Below are 24,868 nucleotides of genomic sequence, written 5' to 3'. Positions count from 1 at the left end.
TGTGTCGCAGGCTCGCAACCCCTGAGCAGCACCCGTTCGTCCTCGTGCCCGTACGGTCGTCACGGGACGGCGAGAAGACAGCCGATCATCCCCTAGGGTCGTACTCGGGGGACGGACGGTGAGCACGGCAGGCAGTGAGGCGACGGTATGGCGCAGCAGGCGTACATGACGGAGACGGACGACAACGGAGGTTCGGGACCCGAGCCTCGGGGAGTTCGGCTTCGCCGCCTGATCGGACGCCTGATCGGCCGGCTGACCACAGGCTGGCGCGGTGATCCGCGCGTCTGGCGGCGCGGCCTGGTCGTCGCCGGCCTCGCGCTGGCGCTCGCCCTGGTGATGTCGGTGCACTCGCGCATCCCCAACCGGTACGGCAACCTCGGCAGTCTGACGGAGACGTTCCTGCCCTGGATCGGCGTCTTCGTCCCGGTGCTGCTGGTGCTCGCGCTGGTGCGCAAGTCGGCGACCGCGCTGATCGCCGTCGTCCTGACGGCCGGGGTCTGGCTGAACCTCTTCGGCGGGCTGCTCGGCGACAAGACCGGCAGCGGCGGCGATCTCACCGTCGCCACCCACAACGTCAACGCCGACAACCCCGACCCCGAGGGCACCGCCCGTGATGTGGCGGCGTCCGGCGCGGACGTCGTCGCCCTGGAGGAACTGACCACCTCGGCGGTGCCGGTGTACGAGAAGGCGCTGGCGGCGACGTACAAGTACCACTCGGTGCAGGGCACCGTCGGGCTGTGGAGCAAGTACCCGCTGAGCGCGGTGGCGGCCGTCGACATCAAGCTGGGCTGGACGCGCGCGATGCGTGCGACCGTGGCGACCCCCGAGGGTCAGGTCGCCGTCTACGTCGCCCATCTCCCCTCGGTGCGGGTGAAGCTGCAGGCCGGGTTCACCGCCCGGCAGCGCGACAAGAGCGCGGACGCGCTGGGCGAGGCGATCTCCCACGAGCCGCTGACCCGGGTGATCCTGCTCGGCGACCTCAACGGCACCATGAACGACCGCTCGCTGAACGCCGTGACCTCCCAGATGCGCTCCACGCAGGGCGCGGCGGGCAGCGGCTTCGGCTTCAGCTGGCCCGCGTCGTTCCCGATGGCGCGGATCGACCAGATCATGGTGAAGGGCGTGGAGCCGGTCACCTCGTGGACCCTGCCGCAGACGGCCAGCGACCATCTGCCGGTGGCGGCGAGCGTGAAGGTCACCACGTAGGCCACCACACAGGCCACCACGTAGGCCACCACGTCTTAATCGACGGTTCACCGCGTTGGAACGCCGGGGAATAACGCCCGGGAGAGACTTTGTTCCGTTCGTGAACATACGAAACGTATGATGAACGAGACCCCGCTCTCCCCTCCTCCCCGGAAAGGCAAGTCCCCCATGCCCCTGGCCCTGCTCGCCCTGGCCGTGGGTGCCTTCGGCATCGGCACCACCGAGTTCGTGATGATGGGCCTGCTGCCCGACGTCGCGGCCGACCTGAACATCTCGATCCCGACGGCCGGACACCTGGTCTCGGCGTACGCGCTGGGCGTGGTCATCGGCGCACCGCTGCTGGCCGCCATGACGGCACGGATGCCGCGCAGAACCGTGCTGATGCTGTTGATGGCCCTGTTCATAGTCGGCAACGCCCTCTCCGCCTTCGCCCCCGGCTACGACTCGCTCCTGGCCGCCCGCTTCCTCAGCGGCCTCCCGCACGGCGCGTTCTTCGGGGTCGGCGCGGTGGTGGCCACGAGCATGGTCGCGCCGGAGCGCAAGGCCCGCTCGGTGTCGCTGATGTTCCTCGGCCTGACCGTCGCCAACATCGCGGGCGTCCCGGCGGCCACGCTGATGGGCCAGAACCTGGGCTGGCGGGCCACCTTCCTCGGCGTGAGCGCGATCGGCCTCGCCGCGATCGCGTCGCTCGCGCTCCTCGTCCCGCGGACCCTGCCCGGGGCGACGCCCGCCACCGGCCTGCGCGGCGAACTCGCGGCGCTGCGCTCGCTTCCGGTCTGGCTGGCACTGGGGACGACGGTCGCGGGCTTCGGCGCGCTCTTCTCGGCGTACAGCTACATCACGTCGATGCTGACGGACTCGGCGGGCTACGCCGACTCCAGCGTGACGCTGCTGCTGGCGCTGTTCGGCGTAGGGGCCACGATCGGCAACCTGCTGGGCGGCCGCCTCGCCGACCACGCGATGCGACGCACCCTGTTCGGCGGGCTGACGTCCCTGGCGGTCGTCCTGGCGCTCTTCCCGCTCCTGATGCGCACCCAGTGGAGCGGGGCCCTGGCGGTCGTCCTCCTCGGCGTGGCGGCGTTCGTCGCGGGCACCCCGCTCAACCTGATGGTCATGGAGAAGGCGTCCACGGCCCCCTCCCTGGCCTCCTCCGCCAACCAGGCCGCCTTCAACCTCGCCAACGCCGGCGGCGCGTGGATCGGCGGCCTGGCCCTGGCAGCCGGCTTCGGCGTGACGTCCCCGGCGGTCGCGGGGGCGGGGCTCGCGGCGCTGGGCCTCGGCGTGGCGGGCGTCGCGTACGGGGTCGACCGACGACGCGCTCCGGAGGGCTTCGGCCGGGAACGGATCGTGGCCACGCATGTGCCGCAGGCGGCGGAGGCGGCGGAGGGGACAGCGACGGCGGTGCGCCGCTGAGGCGGTCGCCGTCAGCCGGCGTCGGGTGCTGTCAGCCTCTGTCGGGTGCCTTCAGCCTCTGTCGGGCGCTGTCAGCCGGCGTCGGGCGCGTCGACGGTGTTGCCGTTCTCGTCGAGCGTGTGAGTGGTCCAGTACAGGTCCCACTTGTCGTCGACCTGCTTCGGCACCTTGCCCTCCGGGTACCGCGTCGTACCCGCGGGCGGCTCCTCACCGTTCTTGACGCACGAGCCCCCGGTGCCGCCCACCGCCAGGACGGGATACTCGCCGTTCGAGCAGATGGCCTCCACGTACGCGAAGGAACAGCCGGTGAGCGCCGCGACCGCCGCCACGCTCATGACGGCGGCAGCGGCGGCGAGCCGGATCCTGCCGGGCCGGGAGGCGGCGATGGGGCGGTGGTTCCTGCGGTAGGCGGCCACGATGGTCTCCTGGAGTAGGTCGCTCGATGTCACTCGATGTCACTCGATGTCACTCGACGGCGCTCGATATCGTTCGACGTGCTTGATGTGCCCCTACTCTCGCCGCGGACGACCGCCGATCCCTGAGTACGCGTACTCAGCCGCGCTTGCGCGCATGCTCAACTCGCCGCACCCCAGGGAGACTTCACACGCACCGCGGCGCGCGCCGGTCGACGTGAGCGCAACTCGGTGGCGTTCGGCGCGGAGATCGGGAAGGCTCGCGCGCATGGCCTCGGTATTGCAGAATGTGGCGATCGACTGTGCGGATGCCTACGAACTGGCTCGGTTCTGGAGCAGCGTGACAGGCCGTCCGCTGCATCCGGAGGCCGGTCCGGGCGACCGGGAGACGCAGGTGCCGCTGGCGGAGGGCCCGGTGCTGTACTTCAACCAGGTGCCCGAGCCCAAGACGGTCAAGAACCGGATCCATGTGTGTCTGCGCCCTGAGTCCTCGCGCGATCAGGAGGTGGACCGCCTGCTGGGCCTGGGCGCCGCCTTCGTCGCCGATCACCGGAACCCCGACGGTTCAGGCTGGGCAATCCTCGCCGACCCCGAAGGCAACGAATTCTGCGTGCTGCGCAGCGAGTCCGACCGCGCGGCCACCGACAGCGCCGAGCTTCCGGCGGTTCGCGAGCCGGTCGAGGCGAGCATGGAGGAGGAGGTCGAGACCGTCTGCCGGGTCTGCGGTTACGACGGCGAGGTGTTCTGGGAGGGCGGCTGGCCGACGGCGGCCGTCTGCCCCTGCTGCGGCAACGAGTCCGACGTGGGCGACGCCGGCGTCATGGGCCTGCGCAACTACCGTGGCTACTGGGTGGGCCGCGGTGCCCCGTGGGACAGCCCCCGGGAGGAACGCAAGCAGAAGCTTCGGGGCTGGAACCTGTCGCAGCAGCTGGCGAACATTCCGCCGGAGTGGCGCTGACCAGAAGCGCCGTGGGTTGCTGGACGGTGCCCTCCTCAGCGCGGAGCGTGCTCAGGGACGCTCCTTTCCCTCAGCTCGGCCAATCGCCGCTGGTACAAGGGGCCGGCGACGAACACCCCTCTTGCCTCGCTGGGGGTGGACTGCTCGATCAGGTGATGGGCGACGGCTTTGAGGTGTGCGGCCCAGGCCAACACGTGCTGTTGAGCGGGCCGCCCGCATTCCTGGGGCTCGCCGGGGAGACACAACGGGAGCTGCGGCCCGAGCTTGTTCGCCGTATGCCGGACGTAGCGAGCGATCGTGGCCCATTCTTCGTCGCTCCGCTGTGCGGTGTTGCTGGTGCCTTCCCAACCCCACGCGCCGAAGTCGTCCCCATGATCGTCCATGTGTGCGCTCCTGATCATCGCAGTGGACTAAGACCGTGCGCCGATCGTAGCCGCGCTGTCCGCCTCGCTGGGGTCACAGTGCGCCACAGCCGGAACACACGGGCTGCACGGACCGCACATGGGCAGGAATTGAGGGGGCGTGCACGACTGCGCCCCGTCTCCGAGTACCGCCCGGATATCGGCCAGTACCTCACCCATGCGCAGCCCGCCCCAGATTTCCGCGAGTGGCGCTTCCTTCACGTTCCCGATGTTCAGGAACCGGCCGAGAACACAAGGCCATACGTTGCCGTCCGGACCGATCGCGCATTTCTCGTGCGCGCAGTGCCCGCAGAGATCGGCGATGGCCGGCGCCGCCCCGGAGCTGCCTCGCCCGAAGGCCCGCGTACGGTCTCCGCCGACCTGTTCGACGCCGAGACCCAGAAGATCTTGTGTCGCCTCGAAAGCGCGCTGCCCGGAGCGCACCGCGACAACCCCGCCTCGAACCGGAATGCGGAGGCTCAGTGCCTTCTCGATGTTGGTACGCGTGCGCTTGTGGGAGCCCCGAAGGTTGGTGACAGCGTCATGGTTCTCGGGGTTGTCGGAGTAGTACGACGTTGCGATCCGGACGCCACACTCGATGAAGGTCTCCCATAAAACGTCCCGAATGTGGGTCAGGTTGGAGAATACCTCGACAGTCAGCCCGCGCCCGTGGGCATGCCGGATCAGCTCAGGCAAGTTCGGGTACAGCGTCGGTTCCCCGCCGATGAACTGGATGTCGGGCGCGCCCATCTCGGTGATCTCATCGATCACGCGCTGCCAGTCCTGGACGGTCATGGATCCGTGCGCGCCTTTGGGGGACGAGTCCGCGTAACAATGGTCGCAGAACTCGTTACAGAAACCCGTGACCTCCAACCATGCGAACTTCAACGGATTTTCGGCAACACACATTCCGGTCCCCCTTGCGGATTAGTCATGTTGCGAGGATCGTTCGGGTGTCCGTGGATCATGTGAGTTTGCATGCTGTGCACGGTTGTCACAGCCGAAGCGGGGTCTTGCTCGGCCAGCGCCAAAGCAAGACTCGCTCGAAGTCCCTTGCAGACGAGGCACGTTAGAGCATCAACCAACCCCGGGCGGGGAGTGTGCAGGTCAGTACCGACGCCCACTGGATTGAGGGCTGACAAGGCGTTCAGGAGTCGGGCGTTGATGCCCTTCCCGGAGTGTGTCACCGGGGGCACTCGAAATGGCGATAGATAGCGGCGGGCGAGCCCGATTTTCGCTCTATGGTGGAGCGGCGGCAGGGGTCAAGCTGTTTGATTCTCCGCTTGCAGTCGGCGCACAACGACCCATCAGGGGCGTACGTCACGTACTCCGTCGCGGTCGCCTCGACCTCATCCTTGAGTGCTCCGCTCGCTGCCATTCGGTCTCCTCTGCTGCTTGCCGATAGAGGAAAACTACGAACTGCCAGCGATCCAATCCAGGTGCGTGTATGCGTAGTTCAGTGACGTCATGCAGGGAACTACCACGTTCCGCAGTGCTTAACCGGCGATGCCGAGGTGAGCTGCCATGCTGCGCATGTCTTCCGTCAGTGTCCGCTTACGTGTGTTGAGGATTTCCGTCATCACGCGTCGCGCCATCGGCTGATGAGTGAGCCAGACGTCAGCGGTTTCGCGGAGGTTGACAAGTTCGTCCATGGCGTCCTGGTGAGACCCCAGCAGGGAGTGGGCGCGGGCAACGTCGAGCCGGTGGCGACCCCAATTATTCGTGTTCAACCGGCCGAAGTTCCTAATTGCCTTGACGCTGAGGGGGCCTTCATCGGCTCGACGGAGAACACCCCGGGCGTCACCCACAAGGGAAAGGTCTTCAACGGCTTTCGCCTCCGCAGTCACGGGGCCGAACGCGCTCCAATGAGTCGGGAAATCCGTGTGTTCCCGTTCCAGTGCGCCGCCAGCGGTAGCAGCCATGCGGCGGGCGTGATTCGCCACATCCGGCCGGTTGTTCCTCCGTGCGGCAGCCGCAACCCTGAGCCACAGTTCACCCCAGACGGCAAGCTGTGCGGGACTCGCCTGAGACATGCGTGGTTCGATCTCCGCCGCCGTCTGCGCTGCGAGTTGTTCGCTTTCGTCAAAGCGGTCCTGCCTCAGCAGGAGCCAGCACAAGCCCACCACCCCCGTAGCTGCCAGCTGCGTCTGGCCTGTCTCGCGGGCAAGTCGGATTGCCTCAGCGAGTGCGTAGTAGGCCATGTCGTACTGCCTGACCTGAGTCAGGTACTTGCCCGCGAGGAGCAACGAATGAGATCGCGCAATTCGGGCGTGCTGTTGCTCCTCGCCCTCAAACGCAGACACGGCAGCCTCGGAGCTACGCAACAGCAACGGGAGGCGCTTTGCCACGGCTCCGTATCGGTCGGCCTGGTAAAGCGCGTGGCTGTCCTGTACGCCCCGCCGAATGGCAGACGGTTCTTCCGGGGCGTCACCAGGCTCCAGCAGTGGCGCAGCAAGCCCGATGGGGGGCATGAGGGCGCGCCTCAGCTCGGCGAGGTACCGGCGGTTGGCTTCATCCCGCGCACCCACCACTGACCTGGGCGCTTCGCTCGCGAATAGGTCGGAGGTGGACACCCCCAGCGCACCGGCAAGGGCGGCAAGGGTGTCCATGCTGACGTGGCCGCCTTGCTCCGCCTTGCGGACCGTGCTGAGTGACAGGTCAGCGGCATCCGCCAACCCCTCTTGGCTCAGTCCCGCCGTGCGCCGGTACTTCCTGACGTTGTCTGCCAGCCCTGTGGACATCAGCACCACCTCACGTCAAGCGTATGCCCCGGCCTTAGCGGAGCAACGCGGGTTGGTCAAGGCCGAGACCATGGGCAGATCATCTGGTGCCCTTCCAGCCAAGGGTCGAGAGAAGCAGACCGACTGCCCCCGAGTAGCCGAGGAGCCAGGCATGCAGAGCCGCACTGTCATCCGTCCCTTCCAAGACGCCGATCTCCCCGGTGCCGCGGCGGCACTGACCGACGTATACGCCACCGACGGCTACCCGGTCGAGGGAGTCGCCCGCCCGGAGGACTGGCTGCGGTCCGACGACGTACTGGCCTCCTGGGTCGCCGAGGTCGAGCGAAGGATCGTCGGAAACGTCGCGGTGATGCGGCCACGCGGCGAGAGCGCCGTGTCCCTGTGGGTCGAACAGAGCGCGGCGGACGAGCGCCATATCGGGGTGCTGGCCCGCCTCTTCGTCGTCAAGGACGCACGCAAGCGAGCCGTGGGCGCGGAGTTGGTCCGGACGGCCATGGACTACGGGGTGAGCCACAGCCGCCGCCTGGTCCTCGACGTGATGGTCAAGGACCAGGCGGCCATACGTCTTTATGAGCGCCTCGGCTGGCTCGACACAGGGCGGACCACGCACCACTACGGTGCGGGCCAGAGCATCGAGGCCATCTGCTACGCCGCCCCCGACGACTGACCGGTTGATGCCCTCTCGGTCAGCGGCCTGCGATGGTGACCAGCTGAGAGAGGCTGTCGATCCGCCAGTCCGCGGCGGCCACGACCTTCGGGTCGTCGGCCCACAGACACCCCCACGGCCCACGCCGGAGGTGTGCGGTGCGCAGGCCCGCCGCCTTCGCCGGGAAGACATCGTTGGCCGGGTGGTCGCCCACATAGAGGGTTCTGTCCGGCGGGGCCTGGGCGACCTCCAGCACCCGCTCGAAGAACGCCGGCCGGGGCTTCGCGACTCCCCACTCGCCTGACGTCACGATCAGGTCCGCCGGGAGGGCCAGATCCCGCAGCAACTCACCTGCGCGCGCGGTCTGGTTGCCTGCGACGACGACGCGCAGTCCAGCGGCGCGGAGTGCCGCGAGGGACGGCCGGACGTCGTCGTAGAGGTCGCTTTCGTCGAGATGCTCGCCGCGTCCGGCGGCTTCACGTGCGCGGTATTCGGCTCCTACATCGATGCCGGGCTGCGCAAGCCGCAGGGCATCGGCGTTGTCCCGTCCCTCAGCGACGACTGCGCCGACCAGGGCGGACAGGGTGTGGCGGGGGATGTTCAGCCAGTCGGCCCAGGAGCCCCAGTACCGATCGTCCCGTGTGATCGTCTCGCCGACGTCGAACACGATGGTTTCCATCACATCGGGAGCCTACGGTTTTGCGCGCCCTTTCACGCTCTCGCCAGGAGCAGCCTCTGCCTGATGTGATCCCGAGAGCATGCGCAATCACTGGTAGTGGCGGCCCGGTTGGAGTGTAGGCCGCCGCTTCCACACCTGGCATCTGCCGAGTACCGGGCGGTGCCCGCGCCTCTCGGAGCCGTCCTCACTCCCGTCCCCGACCGGAAGCCCCCGATGTCAGTGCCCGCCGCTACCGTTCGGCCGTTCGTGATCTCCAGGGGAGGGCGGCTCGATGGGCGCCAGTGGGTGGGACTACGTCACCAGGTTCGACGGGGACGTCGAGGCGGCTTTGGCGAATCTGCACGCCAGTGTGTTTCAGGAGGAGTACGGCGACGGCGCGAGCTACCGCAGCCTCGAGGACCTGTACGCGGATGAGGAGTTCATGGGGGCAGAGGGCACTCATTCGATCCTCGACATCGACAGGGTCGTTGCCACAGATGACCCGCCGGTTTAGTCTCGTGCCTCTGACTACGGCACCCTGCGCCCGATGGCACTCAGCCGAGTGGTTCACCACTTCGCTACCGATCGCCCCACGGTCGAGCAGTACGAGGGGCTTGTCGCTGCTGCCGATGAGGCTCCGAGCCACGAGGAGCACCTGCGGAGCCTGCTCGGCGAGTGTCGGATGCGGTGGACCGGCTATTACGTCGTCCTCTACTCCGATGACAGGCCCACCCACCTGGGCATCTTCGGCTTCTCGGGCGACTAGAGCCCGCCGGGTCGATCGGGGAGGGGCACCTCTCGGCCCACCGAGTCGGGTGGGTGGGTGGGCCGAGAGGGTGGGGCGAGAGGGTTGGTCAGATCGACTCGCGCCAGGCGTTGGTGATCGGGAGGCGGCGGTCCTTGCCGAAGCCCTTGGCGGAGATCTTCGTGCCCGGCGGGTACTGGCGGCGCTTGTACTCGGCCGTGTCGACCATGCGCAGGGTCTTGACGACCAGCTCACGGTCGTAGCCCGCCGCGACGATCGCGTCCGCGCCCTGGTCGCGGTCGACGTACAGGTCGAGGATGCCGTCCAGGACGGGGTAGTCCGGGAGCGAGTCCGTGTCGACCTGGCCGGGGCGCAGTTCGGCGCTCGGCGGCTTGGTGATCGAGTTCTCCGGGATCGGCGGGGTCCGGCCCCGCTCGGCCGCGGCCCGGTTGCGCCACTCCGCCAGCCGGAAGATCCACGTCTTGTAGACGTCCTTGATGGGGCCGTAGGCCCCGACCGAGTCGCCGTAGAGAGTGGAGTACCCGACCGCCAGCTCCGACTTGTTGCCGGGGGCCAGGACGATGTGACCCTCCTGGTTGGAGATCGCCATCAGCATCGTGCCGCGCAGACGGGACTGGAGGTTCTCCTCCGCCAGGCCGGTCAGGCCGAGTGAGCCCATGTACGCGTCGAACATCGGCTCGATCGGCACCGTGCGGAAGTTCAGGCCGGTGCGGCGCGCCAGCTCCGCCGCGTCGCCCTTGGAGTGGTCCGAGGAGTACTTCGACGGCATCGACACGCCGTACACGTTCTGCGCGCCGATCGCGTCGCACGCGAGCGCCGCGACGAGCGCCGAGTCGATACCGCCGGACAGGCCGATCAGGACCGACTTGAAGCCGTTCTTCGCGACATAGGCCCGCAGGCCCACGACCAGCGCCGAGTAGACCTCCTCGGCGTCGTCCAGCCGCTCCGCGTACCCGCCGGCCAGCTCGGGCTCGTACGCCGGCAGCGGCTCCTCGGACAGGACCACCCGGTCGATGCGCAGACCGTCGTCCACGACACCGGTCGGCGCGTTCGCCGAGGCCGCGGGCAGGTCGAGGTCCAGGATCACACTGCCTTCGGAGAACTGGGGCGCACGGGCGATCACCTCGCCGTCCTTGTCGACGACGATCGAGTCGCCGTCGAACACCAGCTCGTCCTGACCGCCGATCATCGCGAGGTAGGCGGTGGTGCAGCCGGCCTCCTGGGCCCGCTTGCGGACCAGCTCCAGCCGGGTGTCGTCCTTGTCGCGCTCGTAGGGCGAGGCGTTGATGGAGAGCAGCAGCCCGGCCTCGGCGGAGCGCGCCGCGGGCACCCGGCCGCCGTCCTGCCAGAGGTCCTCGCAGATCGCGAGGGCCACGTCGACCCCGTGCACACGCAGCACCGGCATGGTGTCGCCGGGCACGAAGTAGCGGAACTCGTCGAAGACGCCGTAGTTCGGCAGGTGGTGCTTGGCGAAGGACAGGACCACCTCGCCGCCGTGCAGTACCGCCGCCGCGTTGCGCGGGGAACCGGCCGGGCGGCCGAACCTGGGCCGGCCGCTCTCGGACCGGTCGAGGTAGCCGACGACCACGGGCAGCTCGCCGAAGCCCTCCTCGGCGAGGCGCGCGGCGAGCGTGGTCAGCCCCGCGCGGGAGGCGTCGACGAAGGACGAGCGCAGGGCGAGGTCCTCGACGGGATACCCGGTCAGCGCCATCTCCGGGAACGCCACGAGATGCGCTCCCTGCTCGGCGGAGTGCCGGGTCCAGCGGAGGATCGTTTCGGTGTTGCCGACGAGGTCGCCGACGCGCGAGTCGATCTGGTTCAGAGCGAGACGAAGTTGAGGCACGGGTCCAGTGTAATCGTCAGAGCGACGCGATGGGGTGGCGTGCGGTGTCGTCCACCTCACGCTCACCCCATCTGTCGGTAACCGTTTCTCAGCCGGTAACCGCGTTTCAGCGTTTCCCCAGCGTTTCCTCAGTGCCTGCGGTACGACTCGATGTAACCGTTTGCCGGCGTTCCCACGCCGGTGACGTCGTCGTAACCCTTTACCGCGGACAGCGAGCTGTCCTTGCCGAGGCTGCGGACGGAGGTCAGCAGACCGTCCGTCGCGTCGTACCCGTTGGTGAAGTCGACACGGGCGACCGCGAGCCCGGAGCCCGTGGGGTTGTCCGTGACGTCGTGGTAGACCCGCGAGCCGAACTTCGAGTAGGCGGAGTAGATCGACGGGTTGGCGAAGCCGATCGCGCCGCCGCCGCGCGCCTCCTGGGCCAGCGCCTGCACGGCCGCGATGACCGGCGCGGCCAGCGAGGTGCCGCCGATGCGGTACTCGCTGTACTGCTGCGAGCCGTCCGGGAAGGTCTGGGTCTGACCGACCCGGAAGCCGGTGTTCGGGTCCGCGATCGCCGAGATGTCCGGGACGACGCGGTTGCCGGCCGCGCTGTTGGCCGTGGCCAGCGCGTTCGGGACGACGCCCTTCTGGTAGTACGGCTGCGCGACCGTCTTGCTGGTGCCGCCGCCCGCGCCGGAGGTGAACGCCCCCGGGAACGCCGTCCAGCTCTTGCCGTCGGCCGACAGGGACGCCTTCTCGGTGCCCCAGCCGGTCTCCCACAGATACTTGTCGCCCTTGCCGACCGCCAGCGAGGTGCCGCCGACCGCCGTCACCCACGCCGAGTTGGCCGGCGTGTCCACCTGCTTGACGCCGGTGTTCGCGACCTCGTCGCCGTTGTCGCCGGAGGAGAAGTAGAAACCGATTCCCTCGACCGCGCCGAACTGGAAGACCTGGTCGTAGGCGGCCGCGAGATCCGGCGTCTGGTTGGCCTCGATGTCGCCCCAGGAGTTGGAGACGATGTCGGCCAGATGGTTGTCGACGACCTTGCTGAGCGAGTCGAGGAGATCGTCGTCGTAGCAGGACGCCGCACCCAGGTAGGTGACGTTCGCGTCCGGCGCGACCGCGTGCACGGCCTCGACGTCGAGGGTCTCCTCGCCGTACCAGCCGGCCGCCCCGCACTCCTCGGTCTTCGTGTAGTCCGAGGGCAGCACCTGGGTCAGCTGGCCGGTCTTCCAGCGCGCGTCGCCGTGCGCCTTCGCATAGGTGGCCGCGTCGAAGGCGATCGTCGGCGAGGCGTACGCGTCGGTGATGGCGATGCGCACGCCCTTGCCGGTGTACTTCCCGGCCCCGTACGCGGCCCGCAGCTGCTTGCCGGTGTAGCCCTGGACCGCGTACGGGATCTTCTTGCCGTACGCGGCCGGGAGGGTGCTCGCCGTGGTGGAGCCGTAGTACGAGGAGAACGGCCCCGCGTTCTTGAACACCGCGTCCGGCGGCGGGAGTTGATCCTTGGATGCGGCCTTGTGCGGCGCGTTGTCCAGGCCGGTGACGGTCAGCACCGCGCCGTCGAGGCTCGCGGGGGCCGAGGCCGTCTGCGCGGGCGCGCGGTAGGTCTTCGTGCCCTTGGCGTAGTTGTGCAGCTGTGTGCCGAACGCCTTCTCGGCGGCGGCCACGTCACCGCTGACGGAGACGTAGTGCGCGGTCGTGCCGGTGACCTTCAGACCGGCCGCCGTCAGCCACGACCTGACCGCGGCGACCTGGGCCTCGGTCGCGCCGAAGCGGGTCTGCGCCTGCGCGGCGGAGAGGTACTTGCCGTAGGCGGCGGAGCTCGGGTCGGAGACCGACTTCGCGTACTGCGCGAGACCGGCGGCGTCCCGTCCTGCGAGGTAGACCCGGGCGGTGACCTGGGCTTTGTCCGAGGTCGAGCCCTTGTCCGTCTTGGTCGTGGCCCACGCGGGTTTGGTCCCGGCCAGCGTGTCACGGGTGGGGCTCTCCGCGGCGTGCGCCGCGGGTATGCCGAGCGCCAGCGCGCCGGCGATCATGGGCAGTGTCGCTGCCATGCTCGCTCCGGCGCGCAGCGCGGCGCGGTTGGATCTCATAGGACCCCCTGTATGTGGCCTGTATGTGTTTCGACGCGAGAAGATCACTCGACGTGCTGGCCACTCTTGCGATGAACCGTTCATGCCAGGGGAATGCGAACGCCAAGAAGACCCCAAGTGACCGCTTGCTGGGCCGATTTGACGGATACGTCCATGAAATCGAGGGAAAACCCTATGGGTTGCCCTCCGGCAGGGTCATCGCTCGGCTTCCGGCAGGGTTATGGCTTGCCCTCCGGCGAGGTCATGGCTTGGCTCCTCGGGCCTTCAACATGCCTGTCATCAGGTCGATTTCCGACTGCTGCGCATCGACCATGCCCTGCGCCAGTCGCTTCTCCACACCCACCGTGCACTTCTCCACACAGCCCTCGGCCATATGGATGCCGCCCTTGTGGTGTGCGGTCATGAGCTGCAGGAAGAACACCTCGGCCGCCTTGCCGTTCAGCGTCCCGAGTTTCTTGAGTTCGGTGTCGGTGGCCATCCCCGGCATGAGCGCGCCGTCCTCGCCGTCGCTCATCCCGCCCATGCCCATCCAGCTCATGGGCCCGTCGGACGACACCTTCGGCAGCGCCCACAGATCCAGCCACCCGAGCAGCATGCCGCGCTGGTTGGCCTGGGTCTGCGCGATGTCGTAGGCGAGCCGGCGCACCTCCTCGTCGGTCGTGCGGTCCCGCACGATGTACGACATCTCGACGGCCTGCTGGTGGTGCACCGCCATGTCCCGGGCGAACCCGGCGTCGGCGGAGTCGGCGGCGGGGGGTGTGACACCCGCCCCGCCGTCCTCGGCGACCGAGTAGGTGATGGCCCCGGCGGCGACCAGCACTCCGGCGACGGCGACCGCCACTCCCGCGTACCTCACCGAACCGACCTCGACCGGACCGACCTCGACTGGACGGACTTCAACTGAACAGACCTCGACCTAGCAGACCTTGACCTAGCAGACCTTGACCTAACGGACCTCGACCGAACCGACCTCACTGCGGCAGACCGCCCGTGCAGGCCGCGCCCGGCTCGGGCGTCTGCTCGCCCTGCACGAACTTCTCGAAGAACGCGTCGACGTTCGCGTCGCTCGCGCTCGTCACCGTGCGCTGGTTGCCCCACGCGGTGAGCATGATCGGGTCGGCCTGGGCGTCGTCCGGGCTCATGAAGGTGTACGGCGTCTTCTTGACCTTGGCGGCGAGGGCGGTGACGTCGGCCTTGCTCGCCTTGCTGTTGTACGTCACCCAGACCGCGCCGTGCTCGAGCGAGTGCACGGCGTTCATGTTGTTCAGCGCCTTGGTGTAGACGTCGCCGTTGCAGTTCATCCAGACCTGGTTGTGATTGCCGCCGACGGGAGGCTCGGTCGGGTACTTCACCGTCTTGGCGACGTGCGTGCGCCCCAGGGTGCCCTTCCACGTCTTGACCCCGTCCGAGCCGGTGACGAACTTCCCGGAGGACTTGGAGTCGGCGGCGGCGGTGTCGTCGTCGCCGGACTGCGCCTTCACGACGAACACGCCACCGGCGACGAGCGCGACGACGGCGACGACGCTGCCCCCGATCGCGAGAAACCGGTTACGCCGCTCACGGGCCTGCTCGGCCCGCCGCATCTCCTCTATTCGCGCCTTGCGCGTCGCGGTGCTGGTCTGGTCGGCGGAACCCATGAGGCCTGTCCTTCTGGGGGAAAGGGGCGGGACGGTGGAGGCATGAGGGCATACGAGTCCGCTGATCGTAATAGGGGAGTCGGGGGATTTCGTAGACAGGTCACAGCCAAGGGCTGACCGAGGGGTGACTCAGGGATAATTTGAAGTACAGATGCGTATTATCTACCCTTCTTCTCATGCGGCTGCTGCGATCCACCGACCTCGCCCTGCGCGTTCTGATGAGACTCGCGGTGGCGGGCGACTCCCCGGAGACCACCCCGACGACCCGTGACGTGGCCGCCGCGATGGAGGTCCCCTACACGCACGCGGCCAAGGTCGTGGCCGAGCTCCAGCACATGGGTCTGCTGGAGGCCCGCCGCGGCAGGGGTGGCGGCCTGGCGCTCACGGAGAAGGGCCGCACGGCGTCCGTGGGCGGTCTGGTCCGCGCCTTCGAGGGCGACGGCGACGTCGTCGACTGCGAGGGAGCCACCCCCTGCCCCCTGAACTCCGCCTGCCGTCTGCGGGGCGCGCTGCGCCGCGCCCAGGAGGCGTTCTTCGCCTCCCTGGACCCGATCACCCTCGCGGACATCGTGGCGGACCCTACGGGACCCCTGCTGCTGGGGATCCCTACCGTTTCCGGGCCCGGTAGTGCTTCATCAGCGCGGTGATCCGCTCCGGATCCGCCTGGCCGTTGAGTTCGTCCAGAAGACCGTCCGGGCACAGCTCGTAGAGATCTCCCCACCATCGACGTCCCCGGTTGTCCCAGATCCGGTAACCCCCGGGCACGCCCCTGGCGACGTAACGTCTCCTGCTCATCGCCCCGTTTCCCCCTGACATCACCATTGATCGCAGCCGGTCATGCCGGATTGGATGCCCCCATGGAACGCATCGAAGCAGAGCTGTTCACCGACGGTGGCAACAACGCCGTGGTCCGACTGCCGGATCGGCGGTTTCCCGGGGTTCTGGTGCAGGGGGACTCGCTGCACATCCTCCGCACCGATGTGGCCGAGCTGGTGGAGGCGTGCGAACGCGGCGACCTGGCCGACGCCCGCGACGGCGCCGAGCTGCTCCTGGCCGGCCTCGACGCGCTGCTGGATCGCTATGCGACGGCGTTGGCCGAGCACGAGATAGCGCGACCGTACTGACGGGACCGTCCTGACAGGACCGGAGTCGTCGAGACGGCTCAGAGCAGCGGCTGGCCGACGCCCAGGAGATTGCCCTCGCTGTCCCGGAACCAGGCTCCGCGTTCGCCCCGGGCGCCCTTGCTCGGGTAGTTGCCGTCGATCTCGGCGATGCCGCCGACGGTCCGGAAGCCGGGCACGTCGACGTCCTCGAACTCCACCCCGCGCCGCCGGAGCTCCGCCACCGCGGCCTCGATGTCGTCGACCTCGAAAGCCATCTGGGTGAACGCGCCGGTTGCGGCTCCCGTCGAGCGGAACAGCACGAACTCCGCGCCCCCGCACCGGTACAGCAGCCCGCCCGGGCGTTCGTCGACGGGGTGCAGGCCGAGCCGCTCCGCGTAGAAACGTCGCGCCCGCTCCAGGTCCTGGGCGGGGAGCCTGGTCGCCGCCCGGGACCGGGTCAGCGGGGTGCTGTCGGCTGTCGTGTTCGAGCTCATGCGTCCACTGTGCCGCGAGCGGCGGCCGGAGCTGCGGACGCGGAGGGGGTGTCAGTGGGCCGGGGCATCATCTGGCGGATGCGCTACCTACGTTGGACATCCGACCGCATGTTCGTCTCGTACTGCCAGTACTACCTCCAGGGCGACGAGTTCCTCACCGAGTACGACGACTCCGACACCGTCGAGCGGATCTTCGCGGGCAACAGCCTGGCGGCCGGCGGACCGGAGCACCTCACGCTGTTCGCCGGCACGCACACCGGACGGATCCGGCTGACGACCGAACAGTGCGCGCAGGAGCCGCCGTCGACCGGTGCCGAGGAGTGGGAGACCGTCGTCGACGTGAGCATCTGCAGCACCAGCGGGCTGCTGTGGCTGTCCCGGTGGGGCGGGGACGTCGAGGCGGAGGCCGGGAACTTCGCCACGGCCGGAGCAGGGTGGTACCGGGTCCGTGCCAGGGCGCGCGGCCGGGACGCGGGCGCGCGCCCGAGCGAGGACCCGGGTGACGAGCCCGTCGAGGAGCACTTCCTGAGCGTGTGGCCCGCCCCGCCCGAGCCGGACGTCGTCCACCGCGCGGACGACGCCTTCGCCCGCGCCCACTACGATCCCGCCCGGCCGCCGGGCCTGCCCATCGAGCCCTGAGCCCTGAGACCTGAGACCTGAGCTCTGAGCTCTGAGCTTTGAGCTTTGAGCTCTGAGACCTGAGACCTGAGACCGGGACGGCCGTTCTGACGAGCCTGTCTCAGGCTCGCGCCAGCCACAGATCCGGCCCGAACACCTCGTAGTGCACGTCCGCCGGGGCGACCCCCTTCTCGATCAGCTGGGCCCGCACCGCCCGCATGAACGGCAGCGGACCGCACAGGTACGCGCGCGTGCCCGGCGCGACGGGGACGTCGGTGAGGTCGGCGAGCCCCGTGCCGGCGCCCTCGGGGGCCTCCTGCTCGTACCAGAGGTGCAGGGAGGCGTCCGGCAGCTTCTCCGCATAGGTCTCGTGGTCGGCGCGCAGGGCGTGGGCCGCGGGGGAGCGGTCCGCGTGGACGACCGTGACCGGGGCCCGGTGGCCCGTCGTCGCCAGGTGCGCCAGCATCGCGACCATCGGCGTCACGCCGATGCCGGCCGAGGCCAGCAGCAGAGGCGTGTCCTCGCCGCTGTCGAGCACCAGGTCGCCGTACGGCTCGGAGAGCTCCAGGACGCTGCCCTCCTCCACGCGCGCGTGGAGGTGGTTGGAGACCTCGCCCTCCGGGGTCGTCGGGCTGCCGGGCTCCCGCTTGACGCTGATCTGGCGCAGGTTCGAACCCGGTGCGCCGGAGAGGCTGTACTGGCGGGTCTGGCGGGCGCCGTCCGGGAGTTCGACGCGGACGGACACGTACTGGCCCGCGCGGAAGTCCCGGACCGGGGCGCCGTCGAGCGGGCGCAGCCGGAAGGTGACGACGTCCGGGGTCTCCGGGACGCGTTCCACGACCTGCCACTCCCGTCGGGCGCCGCCCCCGCTCTCCTCGTACAGCCGCTTCTCGATCGCGATCAGCGCGTTCGCCATCAGCCAGTAGACCTCGGTCCAGGCGGCCGCCACCTCGGGCGTGACCGCGTCGCCGAGCACCGCGGCGATGGCGCCGAAGAGGTGCTGGTGGACGATCGCGTACTGCTCGGGGGCTATGCCCAGGGAGGCGTGCTTGTGGGCGATGCGGCCGAGCAGCGCGTCGGGCCGGTCGTCCGGGTGCTCCACGGTGTGGGCCGCGAAGGCGGCGAAGGATCCCGCCAGCGCCTGGCGCTGGGTGCCGGCGGCCTGGTTGCCGCGGTTGAAGACGTCGCGCAGCAGTTCCGGGTGGGCGGTGAACAGGTCGGCGTAGAAGCGTTCCGTGATCTCGCCGATCGCGGCGCCCACGGCGGGGAGCGTGGCGCGGACGGTGGCTGCGGACTGCTCGGACAGCATCAGGGCCTCCTCTGGCATCGCCGGCCTTACCCGGGCCGGCGCTCTGTCCGGCACACTAGCTAAACTTGCATTTGAGATGCAAATTAAGTGGGCGGGGTGAGACGGAGGGGGTCGGGCATTACGGATGTCGGTCCGAGCAGGCAAGATGGGCGGCAGAGCAGTACACCTGCCCGACGTGAGGCGTTCAGGCCCCGGTCGCCGAGGCGATCATGGTCGGCAACGCGCACGAAATGGTGTTGTGGTGTGATGCTCAGGTGCCCGACCGCCTCTCCGCGGGACGAGAGACAGGCGGCCTGACCAGCAAGGATGGGGAAGCGGAAGATGGACAAGCAGCAGGAGTTCGTGCTCCGGACGTTGGAGGAGCGCGACATCCGGTTCGTACGGCTGTGGTTCACGGACGTCCTGGGCTTCCTCAAGTCCGTCGCCGTGGCCCCGGCCGAGCTCGAGCAGGCGTTCGACGAGGGCATCGGCTTCGACGGCTCCGCGATCGAGGGCTTCGCCCGGGTCTACGAGTCCGACATGATCGCCAAGCCGGACCCGTCCACCTTCCAGGTGCTGCCCTGGCGCGCGGAGGCTCCCGGCACCGCCCGCATGTTCTGCGACATCCTCATGCCGGACGGCTCCCCGTCCTTCGCGGACCCGCGCTACGTCCTCAAGCGGGCCCTCGCCCGCGCCTCCGACCTGGGCTTCACCTTCTACACCCACCCGGAGATCGAGTTCTTCCTGCTGAAGGACAAGCCGACCGACGGCTCGCGCCCGACCCCGGCCGACAACTCCGGCTACTTCGACCACACCCCGCACAACGTCGGCATGGACTTCCGCCGCCAGGCGATCACCATGCTCGAGTCCATGGGCATCTCGGTCGAGTTCTCCCACCACGAGGGCGCCCCCGGCCAGCAGGAGATCGACCTGCGCTACGCCGACGCGCTCTCCACGGCCGACAACATCATGACGTTCCGCCTGGTCATGAAGCAGGTCGCGCTGGAACAGGGCGTCCAGGCGACGTTCATGCCGAAGCCGTTCAGCGAGCACCCCGGCAGCGGCATGCACACGCACCTCTCCCTCTTCGAGGGCGACCGCAACGCGTTCTACGAGTCGGGCTCCGAGTACCAGCTGTCGAAGGTCGGCCGGTCGTTCATCGCCGGTCTGCTGAAGCACGCCGCCGAGATCGCCGCCGTCACCAACCAGTGGGTCAACTCCTACAAGCGCATCTGGGGCGGCTCCGAGCGCACGGCCGGCGCGGGCGGCGAGGCCCCCTCGTACATCTGCTGGGGCCACAACAACCGCTCGGCCCTGGTCCGCGTCCCCATGTACAAGCCCGGCAAGACCGGCTCCGCGCGCATCGAGGTCCGCTCCCTCGACTCCGGCGCCAACCCGTACCTGGCCTACGCCATGCTGCTCGCCGCCGGCCTCAAGGGCGTCGAGGAGGGCTACGAGCTTCCGCCGGGCGCCGAGGACGACGTCTGGGCGCTGTCGGACGCGGAGCGCCGCGCCATGGGCATCGAGCCGCTGCCGCAGAACCTCGGCGAGGCGCTGTCGCTGATGGAGCGCAGCGACCTCGTCGCCGAGACGCTCGGCGAGCACGTCTTCGACTTCTTCCTGCGCAACAAGCGCGCCGAGTGGCACGAGTACCGGTCCGAGGTGACCGCGTTCGAGCTGCGGAAGAACCTGCCTGTGCTGTGAGGCCTCGGGGCGTCAGGGGCTGAAGGGCTTGCCGTAGGGGCGTTGGGGTTCGGTGTGGCGGTTGGTCCCGGTGGGGGCTGGTCGCCACACCGAACCCCGCGCCCCTGCGGTGCGTTACCGGGCTGCCAGGTCGGCGAGGAGTTGGTGCAGGGGCTCTGTCTCCCTGCGCTTGTACTCCTGGATCGCCCAGCCGTTGCCGTCCGGGTCCTTGAAGTACATGAAGGTCGCACCGTCCCGGGGGGAGAACTGCATGGGTTCGGTGACCTCCAGGCCTCGGGCGGTCAGCTCTGCGTGCGCCGCCTTCGCGTCCGTCACGCAGAGTTGCATGCCGTGGTACGTGCCCGGCTGCGGGGTTCCCGTCGGGACCTGGAGGCCGTCCACCAGGGCGATCGAACAGCCCGATCCCGGCGGCGTGAGCTGCACGATCCGTACGCCTTCCATCACCTCGCCGTCGAGATCGACGTGGAAGCCGACCTTGTCCCGGTAGAACTCCTTGGCGCGGTCCACGTCCGACACCGGCAGCAGGATCACTTCGAGGGTCATGTTCATGGCGTTCTTGGGGGTCATGCGGGACTCCTTCGTCGCGAACTGCACGTACCCAGCCCACAGAACCCGAAGCCGGGCCGGCGCGCCACCCTGAGGTGCGGGTTACGCTCGACCGGACGACCTTGATCGCACGACCTTGATCGCACGAGGAGGCCTGTGATGATGGCGCCGGGGCGCAGGAGCAGCACCTTCACCCGACTGCTGCGGCACGGTTTCACCGACCCCTCCGCCGCCGAGCGGCTCCTGGACGGGCCCGAGCTGTCCCCGGTGCGCGACGATCCCTTTCTGCTGGAGGCCCTGGGGGGCACCGCCGATCCCGATCTCGCGCTGCACGGCCTGGTCCGGCTGCTGGAAGCGCAGTCCGGTCACACCGCGCGACGGGAACTGCTCGACACGTTGATAGCGGCCAAGCCGCTGCGGGACCGGCTGCTCGGGGTCCTGGGGGCGTCCGCCGCGCTCGCCGATCACCTGGCCCGGCATCCGCGGGACTGGGAGGCGCTGGTCACGTACGAGCCCCGGGATCTGCATCCGGGAGTCGAGGAGTTCGAGCGGGGGCTCGCCGAGGCCACCGATCCGGTGATGCTGCGGGTCGCCTACCGGCGGTGCCTGCTGTCCATCGCGGCACGTGATGTGTGCGGGACGACCGATCTCGCCGAGACCGCCGCCGAGCTCGCCGATCTCGCCACGGCCACCCTGCGGGCTGCCCTTGGTCTGGCACAGGCTGCCGCGCCCGCGGATGCCGCGTTGTGCCGGCTTGCCGTCATCGCGATGGGCAAGTGCGGGGGCCATGAGCTCAACTACGTGTCCGACGTCGATGTGATCTTCGTCGGGGAGTCCGTGGACGGGGCCGACGAGGGCAAGGCGCTGCGGGCCGCCACGAAGCTCGCCTCGCACATGATGCGGATCTGCTCCGAGACCACCGTGGAAGGGTCCATCTGGCCCGTCGACGCCAACCTGCGGCCCGAGGGGCGCAACGGCCCGCTCGTGCGGACGCTCAGCAGCCATCTCGCCTACTACCAGCGGTGGGCCAAGACCTGGGAGTTCCAGGCCCTGTTGAAGGCGCGGCCGGTGGCCGGGGACCTGGAGCTGGGGGCCGAGTACGTCGCCGCCGTCGAGCCCCTGGTGTGGAAGGCCGCCGAGCGGGAGAACTTCGTCGTCGACGTACAGCGGATGCGGCGGCGGGTCGTCGAGAACATCCCGGTCGCCGAGGTCGAGCGGGAACTGAAGCTCGGGCCCGGGGGGTTGCGCGACGTCGAGTTCGCCGTGCAGTTGTTGCAACTGGTGCACGGGCGGGCCGATGTCTCGTTGCGGAGCGGTACGACGCTGGATGCGTTGCAGGCGCTGGTCGCGGGCGGGTACGTCGGGCGCGCCGACGCCGAGCAGCTCGACGTCGCCTACCGGTTTCTGCGGTCCATGGAGCACCGGATCCAGCTGTACCGGCTGCGGCGCACCCATCTGGTCCCGGAGAGCGAGGCCGACCTGCGGCGGCTCGGCCGCTCTCTCGGGCTGCGCACCGACCCGGTCGTCGAACTGACCCGTGAGTGGAAGCGGCATGCCGCGGTGGTGCGGCGGCTGCACGAGAAGCTGTTCTACCGGCCGTTGCTCGACGCGGTCGCCCAACTCGCGCCCGGGGAAGCCCGGTTGAGTCCGAAGGCCGCCCGGGAGCGGCTGGTGGCGCTCGGGTACGCCGATCCTGCGAGTGCGTTGCGGCACATCGAGGCGCTCGCCTCCGGCGTCACCCGTAAGGCCGCCATCCAACGCACGCTGCTGCCCGTGCTGTTGGGCTGGTTCGCGGACTCCGCCGATCCCGACGCCGGGCTCCTCAACTTCCGGAAGGTGTCGGACGCGCTCGGCAAGACGCCTTGGTATCTGCGCCTGTTGAGGGACGAAGGGGCCGCGGCGGAGAATCTCGCGCGCGTGCTGTCCGCCGGGCGGCTCGCCCCCGATCTGCTCATGCGCGCCCCGGAGGCCGTCGCGCTGCTCGGCGACGGCGACGGCGGGGGGCTCGAGCCTCGCGGGCGGGACCAGTTGGAGCAGGAGACGCTGGCCGCGGTGGGGCGGGCCGAGGGCGCCGTGCAGGCGGTCACCGCGGCGCGCGGGGTCCGTCGGCGTGAGCTGTTCCGTACGGCCGCCGCGGACATCGTCGCCTCCTACGGGACCGAGTCGCATCCCGTCGAGGCCGATCAGGGTGCGCTCGTGGATCTGGTGGGGGGCGCGGTCTCGGACCTCACCGCCGCCACGCTGGCCGGGACCTTGCGGGCTGTGGTGCGGGACGGTTGGGGGGACACCCTGCCCACGCGGTTCGCGGTGGTGGGGATGGGGCGTTTCGGCGGCCATGAGCTGGGCTACGGGTCCGATGCGGATGTGCTGTTCGTGCACGAGCCTCGGGACGGGGTCGACGAGCGGGAGGCCTCGGAGGCCGCCAACAAGGTCGTCTCCGAGATGCGGCGGCTGCTGCAGGTTCCCAGCGCCGATCCGCCGCTGCTGATCGATGCCGACCTGCGTCCGGAGGGGAAGTCCGGGCCGCTCGTGCGGACGTTGAAGTCCTACGAGGCCTACTACCGGCGGTGGTCGCTGGTCTGGGAGTCGCAGGCGCTGCTGCGGGCCGAAGTCGTCGCCGGTGACGAGGAGTTGGGGCGGCGGTTCATCGCCGTCGTCGATCCGCTGCGGTATCCGGCGGACGGGCTCTCCGAGGACGCCGTGCGGGAGATCCGGCGGCTGAAGGCCCGGATGGAGTCGGAGCGGCTGCCCCGGGGGGCTGATCCCAAGCTGCACACCAAGCTCGGGCCGGGTGGGCTGTCCGATGTGGAGTGGACCGTTCAGTTGGTTCAGATGCGGCACGGTGCCACGCATCCGGGGTTGCGGACCACCCGGACGCGTGACGCGCTGGCCGCTGCGCGCGCGGCCGGGCTCATCGGGGAGGAGGACGCCGCGACGCTGGACGAGGCCTGGGTGCTGGCCACTCGGGTGCGTAACGCGGTGATGCTGGTGCGGGGGCGGGCCGGGGACACGTTCCCTTCGGGCGTTCGTGAACTGGTCGCGGTGGGGCGGTACTTGGGGTACGGGCCTGGGCGGGTGGGGGACATGCTCGACGACTATCGGCGTACCGCTCGGCGGGCTCGGGGGGTTGTCGACGAGCTCTTCTACGGGGGGTAGCCGGCTCTTCTGCGGTGGGTGGCTCCGCTGGCTCTGCTGCGGTGGGTGGCTCCGCCGGCTCTTCTGCGGTGGGTGGCTCCGCCGGCTCTTCTGCGGTGGATGGCTCCGCCGGCTCGGCGAACGGCGGTGGGTGGGTCGGGGCCGTGGCGGTGCGTCGAGCCCGTCGCGTGTTGGGCGTACTGCTGCCCGTTGCCACAGTGGGACTTGGCTGTGACGAGCTAAGCGACGGGCTGCGACGCACCGCCACGGCCCGCTCCCGTCGTCTTGCCGGTGAGCGCCGTAGGGGCAGCCCCTTTCGGGTGCGTGCGTTCCTTTGCGCGGGTCAGTGCCACGCCCAGGAGTACTACCGCCATGCCTGCCAGGACCCGGGGGCCGATGTGTTCGTCCAGGATTGCCGCGCCCAGGGCTATGGAGACCACCGGGAGCAGGTAGCCGACCGTTGCCGCGGTGGTGGGGCCCTCGTCCGCTATCAGGCGGTAGTTGAGGTAGAAGGTGACTCCTGTGCCCAGCACGCCCAGGGCCGTGACCGCCAGGAGGGCGGTGATGTCGGGGTGGAAGGCGGTGGCCGTGGGGAGGGCCAGGGTGGTCCAGGCCGTGGCGGCCAGGAGTTGGGCTGCCGACATGGCCAGCGGGGCGTCCTGGGTCGTCAGGTGGCGGGCCATGTAGGCGAACGCCACGGCGTAGCTGGCCGCCGCGGCCAGGAGGGCCAGGGCGGGCCAGGTGAGCAGGCCCTCGTGGTGCCAGGGGGCGAAGATCAGGACCGTGCCGGCGAAGCCCAGGAAGAGGCCGGTCAGGCGGGCCGGGTGGGTCGTGCGGTCCGTGCCCAGCGTGATGCCGATGAGCAGGGACCAGAGGGGGGTCGTGGCGTTGAGGACGCCGGCCAGGCCCGAGTCGAGGTGCTGTTCTCCCACGGCGAAGAGGGCGAACGGGATCGCGTTGCAGAACAGGGCGGCCACGGCCAGGTGGCGCCAGACGGTTCTGGAGCGGGGGAGTCCTTGGCCTGCGCGGTGGGCCAGGAGGAGGAGTACGGCGGTGCCGAGGGCGCAGCGGATGATCGTGATCTGGGCGGGCGTCAGGCCGTGGGTCAGGGCCAGCTTGATCCAGAGGAAGCCGGAGCCCCAGAAGAGGGCCAGTGCTGCCATGCGGAGGGCGGAGGACATGCTCTCTACGGTCGGCTCTGCGATGTGTGAGGACAAGTG

At 69.4% G+C, this 24,868-nt stretch carries 24 protein-coding genes and 1 pseudogene; 11 read left to right on the top strand and 14 right to left on the bottom strand.

The features are described from left to right. Positions 1-147: 147 nt before the first annotated feature. The gene (locus ACWD4O_RS07450; RefSeq protein WP_451278314.1) at positions 148-1,206 is read left to right on the top strand and encodes an endonuclease/exonuclease/phosphatase family protein; all 1,059 of its coding nucleotides are present in this window, start codon (positions 148-150) and stop codon (positions 1,204-1,206) included. 168 nt (positions 1,207-1,374) lie between these two features. Then, positions 1,375-2,619 carry an MFS transporter gene (locus ACWD4O_RS07445; RefSeq protein WP_451278312.1) on the top strand — a complete coding sequence of 415 codons (1,245 nt, stop codon included), beginning with the start codon at positions 1,375-1,377 and terminating at the stop codon, positions 2,617-2,619. 71 nt (positions 2,620-2,690) lie between these two features. Here ACWD4O_RS07445 and ACWD4O_RS07440 read toward each other — a convergent pair whose 3' ends face one another. Continuing rightward, positions 2,691-2,981, bottom strand: a complete 291-nt coding sequence (locus tag ACWD4O_RS07440; protein WP_451278528.1) for an SCO0607 family lipoprotein — start codon at positions 2,979-2,981, stop codon at positions 2,691-2,693. A 319-nt stretch (positions 2,982-3,300) separates the two neighbouring features. Here ACWD4O_RS07440 and ACWD4O_RS07435 point away from each other — a divergent pair. Then, positions 3,301-3,681 (top strand): annotated as a pseudogene (locus tag ACWD4O_RS07435) (VOC family protein); the annotation flags it as partial. A gap of 344 nt (positions 3,682-4,025) precedes the next feature. Here the strand turns inward: ACWD4O_RS07435 and ACWD4O_RS07430 are convergent. From ACWD4O_RS07430 to ACWD4O_RS07420, 3 genes are all read right to left on the bottom strand, one after another. Next, positions 4,026-4,373: a hypothetical protein gene (locus tag ACWD4O_RS07430; protein WP_451278310.1), complete on the bottom strand. Its 348-nt coding sequence runs from the start codon at positions 4,371-4,373 to the stop codon at positions 4,026-4,028. Positions 4,374-4,400: 27 nt separating this feature from the next. Further along, positions 4,401-5,300 carry a radical SAM protein gene (locus tag ACWD4O_RS07425; protein WP_451278308.1) on the bottom strand — a complete coding sequence of 300 codons (900 nt, stop codon included), beginning with the start codon at positions 5,298-5,300 and terminating at the stop codon, positions 4,401-4,403. Between the two features lie 587 nt (positions 5,301-5,887). Further along, the gene (locus ACWD4O_RS07420; RefSeq protein ID WP_451278306.1) at positions 5,888-7,132 is read right to left on the bottom strand and encodes a helix-turn-helix domain-containing protein; all 1,245 of its coding nucleotides are present in this window, start codon (positions 7,130-7,132) and stop codon (positions 5,888-5,890) included. Between the two features lie 151 nt (positions 7,133-7,283). Between ACWD4O_RS07420 and ACWD4O_RS07415 the strand changes: the two genes are divergently transcribed. Further along, the gene (locus tag ACWD4O_RS07415) at positions 7,284-7,799 is read left to right on the top strand and encodes an N-acetyltransferase family protein (protein ID WP_451278304.1); all 516 of its coding nucleotides are present in this window, start codon (positions 7,284-7,286) and stop codon (positions 7,797-7,799) included. Between the two features lie 19 nt (positions 7,800-7,818). On the opposite strand, the gene ACWD4O_RS07410 is transcribed toward ACWD4O_RS07415, so the two are convergent. Further along, entirely contained in the window at positions 7,819-8,457 is a 639-nt protein-coding gene (locus tag ACWD4O_RS07410) for an HAD family hydrolase (protein ID WP_451278302.1), read from the bottom strand. A gap of 271 nt (positions 8,458-8,728) precedes the next feature. Between ACWD4O_RS07410 and ACWD4O_RS07405 the strand changes: the two genes are divergently transcribed. Both ACWD4O_RS07405 and ACWD4O_RS07400 read left to right on the top strand, forming a co-directional pair. Continuing rightward, a complete protein-coding gene (locus ACWD4O_RS07405; protein WP_451278300.1) occupies positions 8,729-8,950 on the top strand; it encodes a hypothetical protein in 222 nt (73 codons plus the stop codon). Between the two features lie 33 nt (positions 8,951-8,983). Further along, the gene (locus ACWD4O_RS07400; RefSeq protein WP_451278298.1) at positions 8,984-9,202 is read left to right on the top strand and encodes a hypothetical protein; all 219 of its coding nucleotides are present in this window, start codon (positions 8,984-8,986) and stop codon (positions 9,200-9,202) included. Between the two features lie 88 nt (positions 9,203-9,290). Here the strand turns inward: ACWD4O_RS07400 and ACWD4O_RS07395 are convergent, their stop codons facing one another. The 4 genes from ACWD4O_RS07395 to ACWD4O_RS07380 form a co-directional block, all read right to left on the bottom strand. Beyond that, entirely contained in the window at positions 9,291-11,045 is a 1,755-nt protein-coding gene (locus ACWD4O_RS07395; protein WP_451278296.1) for an NAD+ synthase, read from the bottom strand. Positions 11,046-11,173: 128 nt separating this feature from the next. Beyond that, the gene (locus tag ACWD4O_RS07390) at positions 11,174-13,123 is read right to left on the bottom strand and encodes a S53 family peptidase (protein ID WP_451278294.1); all 1,950 of its coding nucleotides are present in this window, start codon (positions 13,121-13,123) and stop codon (positions 11,174-11,176) included. A gap of 241 nt (positions 13,124-13,364) precedes the next feature. After that, the gene (locus tag ACWD4O_RS07385; protein WP_451278292.1) at positions 13,365-13,979 is read right to left on the bottom strand and encodes a DUF305 domain-containing protein; all 615 of its coding nucleotides are present in this window, start codon (positions 13,977-13,979) and stop codon (positions 13,365-13,367) included. A 115-nt stretch (positions 13,980-14,094) separates the two neighbouring features. Further along, on the bottom strand, positions 14,095-14,760 hold the full coding sequence (locus ACWD4O_RS07380; RefSeq protein WP_451278290.1) for a DUF3105 domain-containing protein: 666 nt from the start codon (positions 14,758-14,760) through the stop codon (positions 14,095-14,097). 176 nt (positions 14,761-14,936) lie between these two features. Here ACWD4O_RS07380 and ACWD4O_RS07375 point away from each other — a divergent pair, with 176 nt between their 5' ends. Continuing rightward, the gene (locus ACWD4O_RS07375) at positions 14,937-15,407 is read left to right on the top strand and encodes an RrF2 family transcriptional regulator (protein WP_451278288.1); all 471 of its coding nucleotides are present in this window, start codon (positions 14,937-14,939) and stop codon (positions 15,405-15,407) included. Here ACWD4O_RS07375 and ACWD4O_RS07370 read toward each other — a convergent pair. After that, entirely contained in the window at positions 15,367-15,555 is a 189-nt protein-coding gene (locus ACWD4O_RS07370; RefSeq protein WP_451278286.1) for a hypothetical protein, read from the bottom strand. The two genes, ACWD4O_RS07375 and ACWD4O_RS07370, sit on opposite strands and share 41 nt — an antisense overlap. Positions 15,556-15,617: 62 nt before the next feature. Here ACWD4O_RS07370 and ACWD4O_RS07365 point away from each other — a divergent pair, with 62 nt between their 5' ends. Then, complete coding sequence (locus ACWD4O_RS07365; protein ID WP_451278284.1) at positions 15,618-15,884, top strand: DUF6959 family protein; 267 nt, start codon at positions 15,618-15,620, stop codon at positions 15,882-15,884. A 38-nt stretch (positions 15,885-15,922) separates the two neighbouring features. Here the strand turns inward: ACWD4O_RS07365 and ACWD4O_RS07360 are convergent, their stop codons facing one another. Then, entirely contained in the window at positions 15,923-16,357 is a 435-nt protein-coding gene (locus ACWD4O_RS07360; RefSeq protein ID WP_451278282.1) for a VOC family protein, read from the bottom strand. 78 nt (positions 16,358-16,435) lie between these two features. On the opposite strand from ACWD4O_RS07360, the gene ACWD4O_RS07355 reads away from it, so the two are divergent. Then, positions 16,436-16,996 (top strand): hypothetical protein, encoded by a 561-nt coding sequence (locus ACWD4O_RS07355; RefSeq protein ID WP_451278280.1) that lies wholly within the window; start codon positions 16,436-16,438, stop codon positions 16,994-16,996. A gap of 100 nt (positions 16,997-17,096) precedes the next feature. On the opposite strand, the gene ACWD4O_RS07350 is transcribed toward ACWD4O_RS07355, so the two are convergent. Continuing rightward, a complete protein-coding gene (locus tag ACWD4O_RS07350) occupies positions 17,097-18,284 on the bottom strand; it encodes a globin domain-containing protein (RefSeq protein ID WP_451278278.1) in 1,188 nt (395 codons plus the stop codon). A gap of 321 nt (positions 18,285-18,605) precedes the next feature. Here ACWD4O_RS07350 and ACWD4O_RS07345 point away from each other — a divergent pair, with 321 nt between their 5' ends. Then, positions 18,606-19,967 carry a glutamine synthetase family protein gene (locus tag ACWD4O_RS07345; protein WP_451278276.1) on the top strand — a complete coding sequence of 454 codons (1,362 nt, stop codon included), beginning with the start codon at positions 18,606-18,608 and terminating at the stop codon, positions 19,965-19,967. Between the two features lie 114 nt (positions 19,968-20,081). Here ACWD4O_RS07345 and ACWD4O_RS07340 read toward each other — a convergent pair whose 3' ends face one another. After that, on the bottom strand, positions 20,082-20,516 hold the full coding sequence (locus tag ACWD4O_RS07340; protein WP_451278526.1) for a VOC family protein: 435 nt from the start codon (positions 20,514-20,516) through the stop codon (positions 20,082-20,084). Between the two features lie 156 nt (positions 20,517-20,672). Between ACWD4O_RS07340 and ACWD4O_RS07335 the strand changes: the two genes are divergently transcribed. Continuing rightward, positions 20,673-23,669: a bifunctional [glutamine synthetase] adenylyltransferase/[glutamine synthetase]-adenylyl-L-tyrosine phosphorylase gene (locus tag ACWD4O_RS07335; RefSeq protein ID WP_451278274.1), complete on the top strand. Its 2,997-nt coding sequence runs from the start codon at positions 20,673-20,675 to the stop codon at positions 23,667-23,669. A 218-nt stretch (positions 23,670-23,887) separates the two neighbouring features. Here the strand turns inward: ACWD4O_RS07335 and ACWD4O_RS07330 are convergent, their stop codons facing one another. Further along, complete coding sequence (locus ACWD4O_RS07330) at positions 23,888-24,829, bottom strand: DMT family transporter (RefSeq protein ID WP_451278272.1); 942 nt, start codon at positions 24,827-24,829, stop codon at positions 23,888-23,890. Between the last annotated feature and the right edge of the window lie 39 nt (positions 24,830-24,868).

Source organism: Streptomyces sp. NPDC002623 (assembly GCF_053592635.1).
The sequence above is the reverse complement of the archived record's forward strand: the minus strand, read 5'-3'. Positions and strand labels throughout refer to the sequence as shown.

Excerpts from the sequence above, each read along its gene's own strand:
- ACWD4O_RS07335 (WP_451278274.1), top strand. The coding sequence starts at position 20,673 with ATGATGGCGCCGGGGCGCAGGAGCAGCACCTTCACCCGACTGCTGCGG.
- ACWD4O_RS07405 (WP_451278300.1), top strand. The coding sequence starts at position 8,729 with ATGGGCGCCAGTGGGTGGGACTACGTCACCAGGTTCGACGGGGACGTC.
- ACWD4O_RS07340 (WP_451278526.1), bottom strand. The coding sequence starts at position 20,516 with ATGAACATGACCCTCGAAGTGATCCTGCTGCCGGTGTCGGACGTGGAC.
- ACWD4O_RS07410 (WP_451278302.1), bottom strand. The coding sequence starts at position 8,457 with ATGGAAACCATCGTGTTCGACGTCGGCGAGACGATCACACGGGACGAT.
- ACWD4O_RS07380 (WP_451278290.1), bottom strand. The coding sequence starts at position 14,760 with ATGGGTTCCGCCGACCAGACCAGCACCGCGACGCGCAAGGCGCGAATA.
- ACWD4O_RS07430 (WP_451278310.1), bottom strand. The coding sequence starts at position 4,373 with ATGGACGATCATGGGGACGACTTCGGCGCGTGGGGTTGGGAAGGCACC.
- ACWD4O_RS07350 (WP_451278278.1), bottom strand. The coding sequence starts at position 18,284 with ATGCTGTCCGAGCAGTCCGCAGCCACCGTCCGCGCCACGCTCCCCGCC.
- ACWD4O_RS07355 (WP_451278280.1), top strand. The coding sequence starts at position 16,436 with ATGCGCTACCTACGTTGGACATCCGACCGCATGTTCGTCTCGTACTGC.
- ACWD4O_RS07330 (WP_451278272.1), bottom strand. The coding sequence starts at position 24,829 with ATGTCCTCCGCCCTCCGCATGGCAGCACTGGCCCTCTTCTGGGGCTCC.
- ACWD4O_RS07345 (WP_451278276.1), top strand. The coding sequence starts at position 18,606 with ATGGACAAGCAGCAGGAGTTCGTGCTCCGGACGTTGGAGGAGCGCGAC.
- ACWD4O_RS07400 (WP_451278298.1), top strand. The coding sequence starts at position 8,984 with ATGGCACTCAGCCGAGTGGTTCACCACTTCGCTACCGATCGCCCCACG.
- ACWD4O_RS07390 (WP_451278294.1), bottom strand. The coding sequence starts at position 13,123 with ATGAGATCCAACCGCGCCGCGCTGCGCGCCGGAGCGAGCATGGCAGCG.
- ACWD4O_RS07370 (WP_451278286.1), bottom strand. The coding sequence starts at position 15,555 with ATGAGCAGGAGACGTTACGTCGCCAGGGGCGTGCCCGGGGGTTACCGG.
- ACWD4O_RS07450 (WP_451278314.1), top strand. The coding sequence starts at position 148 with ATGGCGCAGCAGGCGTACATGACGGAGACGGACGACAACGGAGGTTCG.
- ACWD4O_RS07365 (WP_451278284.1), top strand. The coding sequence starts at position 15,618 with ATGGAACGCATCGAAGCAGAGCTGTTCACCGACGGTGGCAACAACGCC.
- ACWD4O_RS07420 (WP_451278306.1), bottom strand. The coding sequence starts at position 7,132 with ATGTCCACAGGGCTGGCAGACAACGTCAGGAAGTACCGGCGCACGGCG.
- ACWD4O_RS07425 (WP_451278308.1), bottom strand. The coding sequence starts at position 5,300 with ATGTGTGTTGCCGAAAATCCGTTGAAGTTCGCATGGTTGGAGGTCACG.
- ACWD4O_RS07445 (WP_451278312.1), top strand. The coding sequence starts at position 1,375 with ATGCCCCTGGCCCTGCTCGCCCTGGCCGTGGGTGCCTTCGGCATCGGC.
- ACWD4O_RS07375 (WP_451278288.1), top strand. The coding sequence starts at position 14,937 with ATGCGGCTGCTGCGATCCACCGACCTCGCCCTGCGCGTTCTGATGAGA.
- ACWD4O_RS07415 (WP_451278304.1), top strand. The coding sequence starts at position 7,284 with ATGCAGAGCCGCACTGTCATCCGTCCCTTCCAAGACGCCGATCTCCCC.
- ACWD4O_RS07360 (WP_451278282.1), bottom strand. The coding sequence starts at position 16,357 with ATGAGCTCGAACACGACAGCCGACAGCACCCCGCTGACCCGGTCCCGG.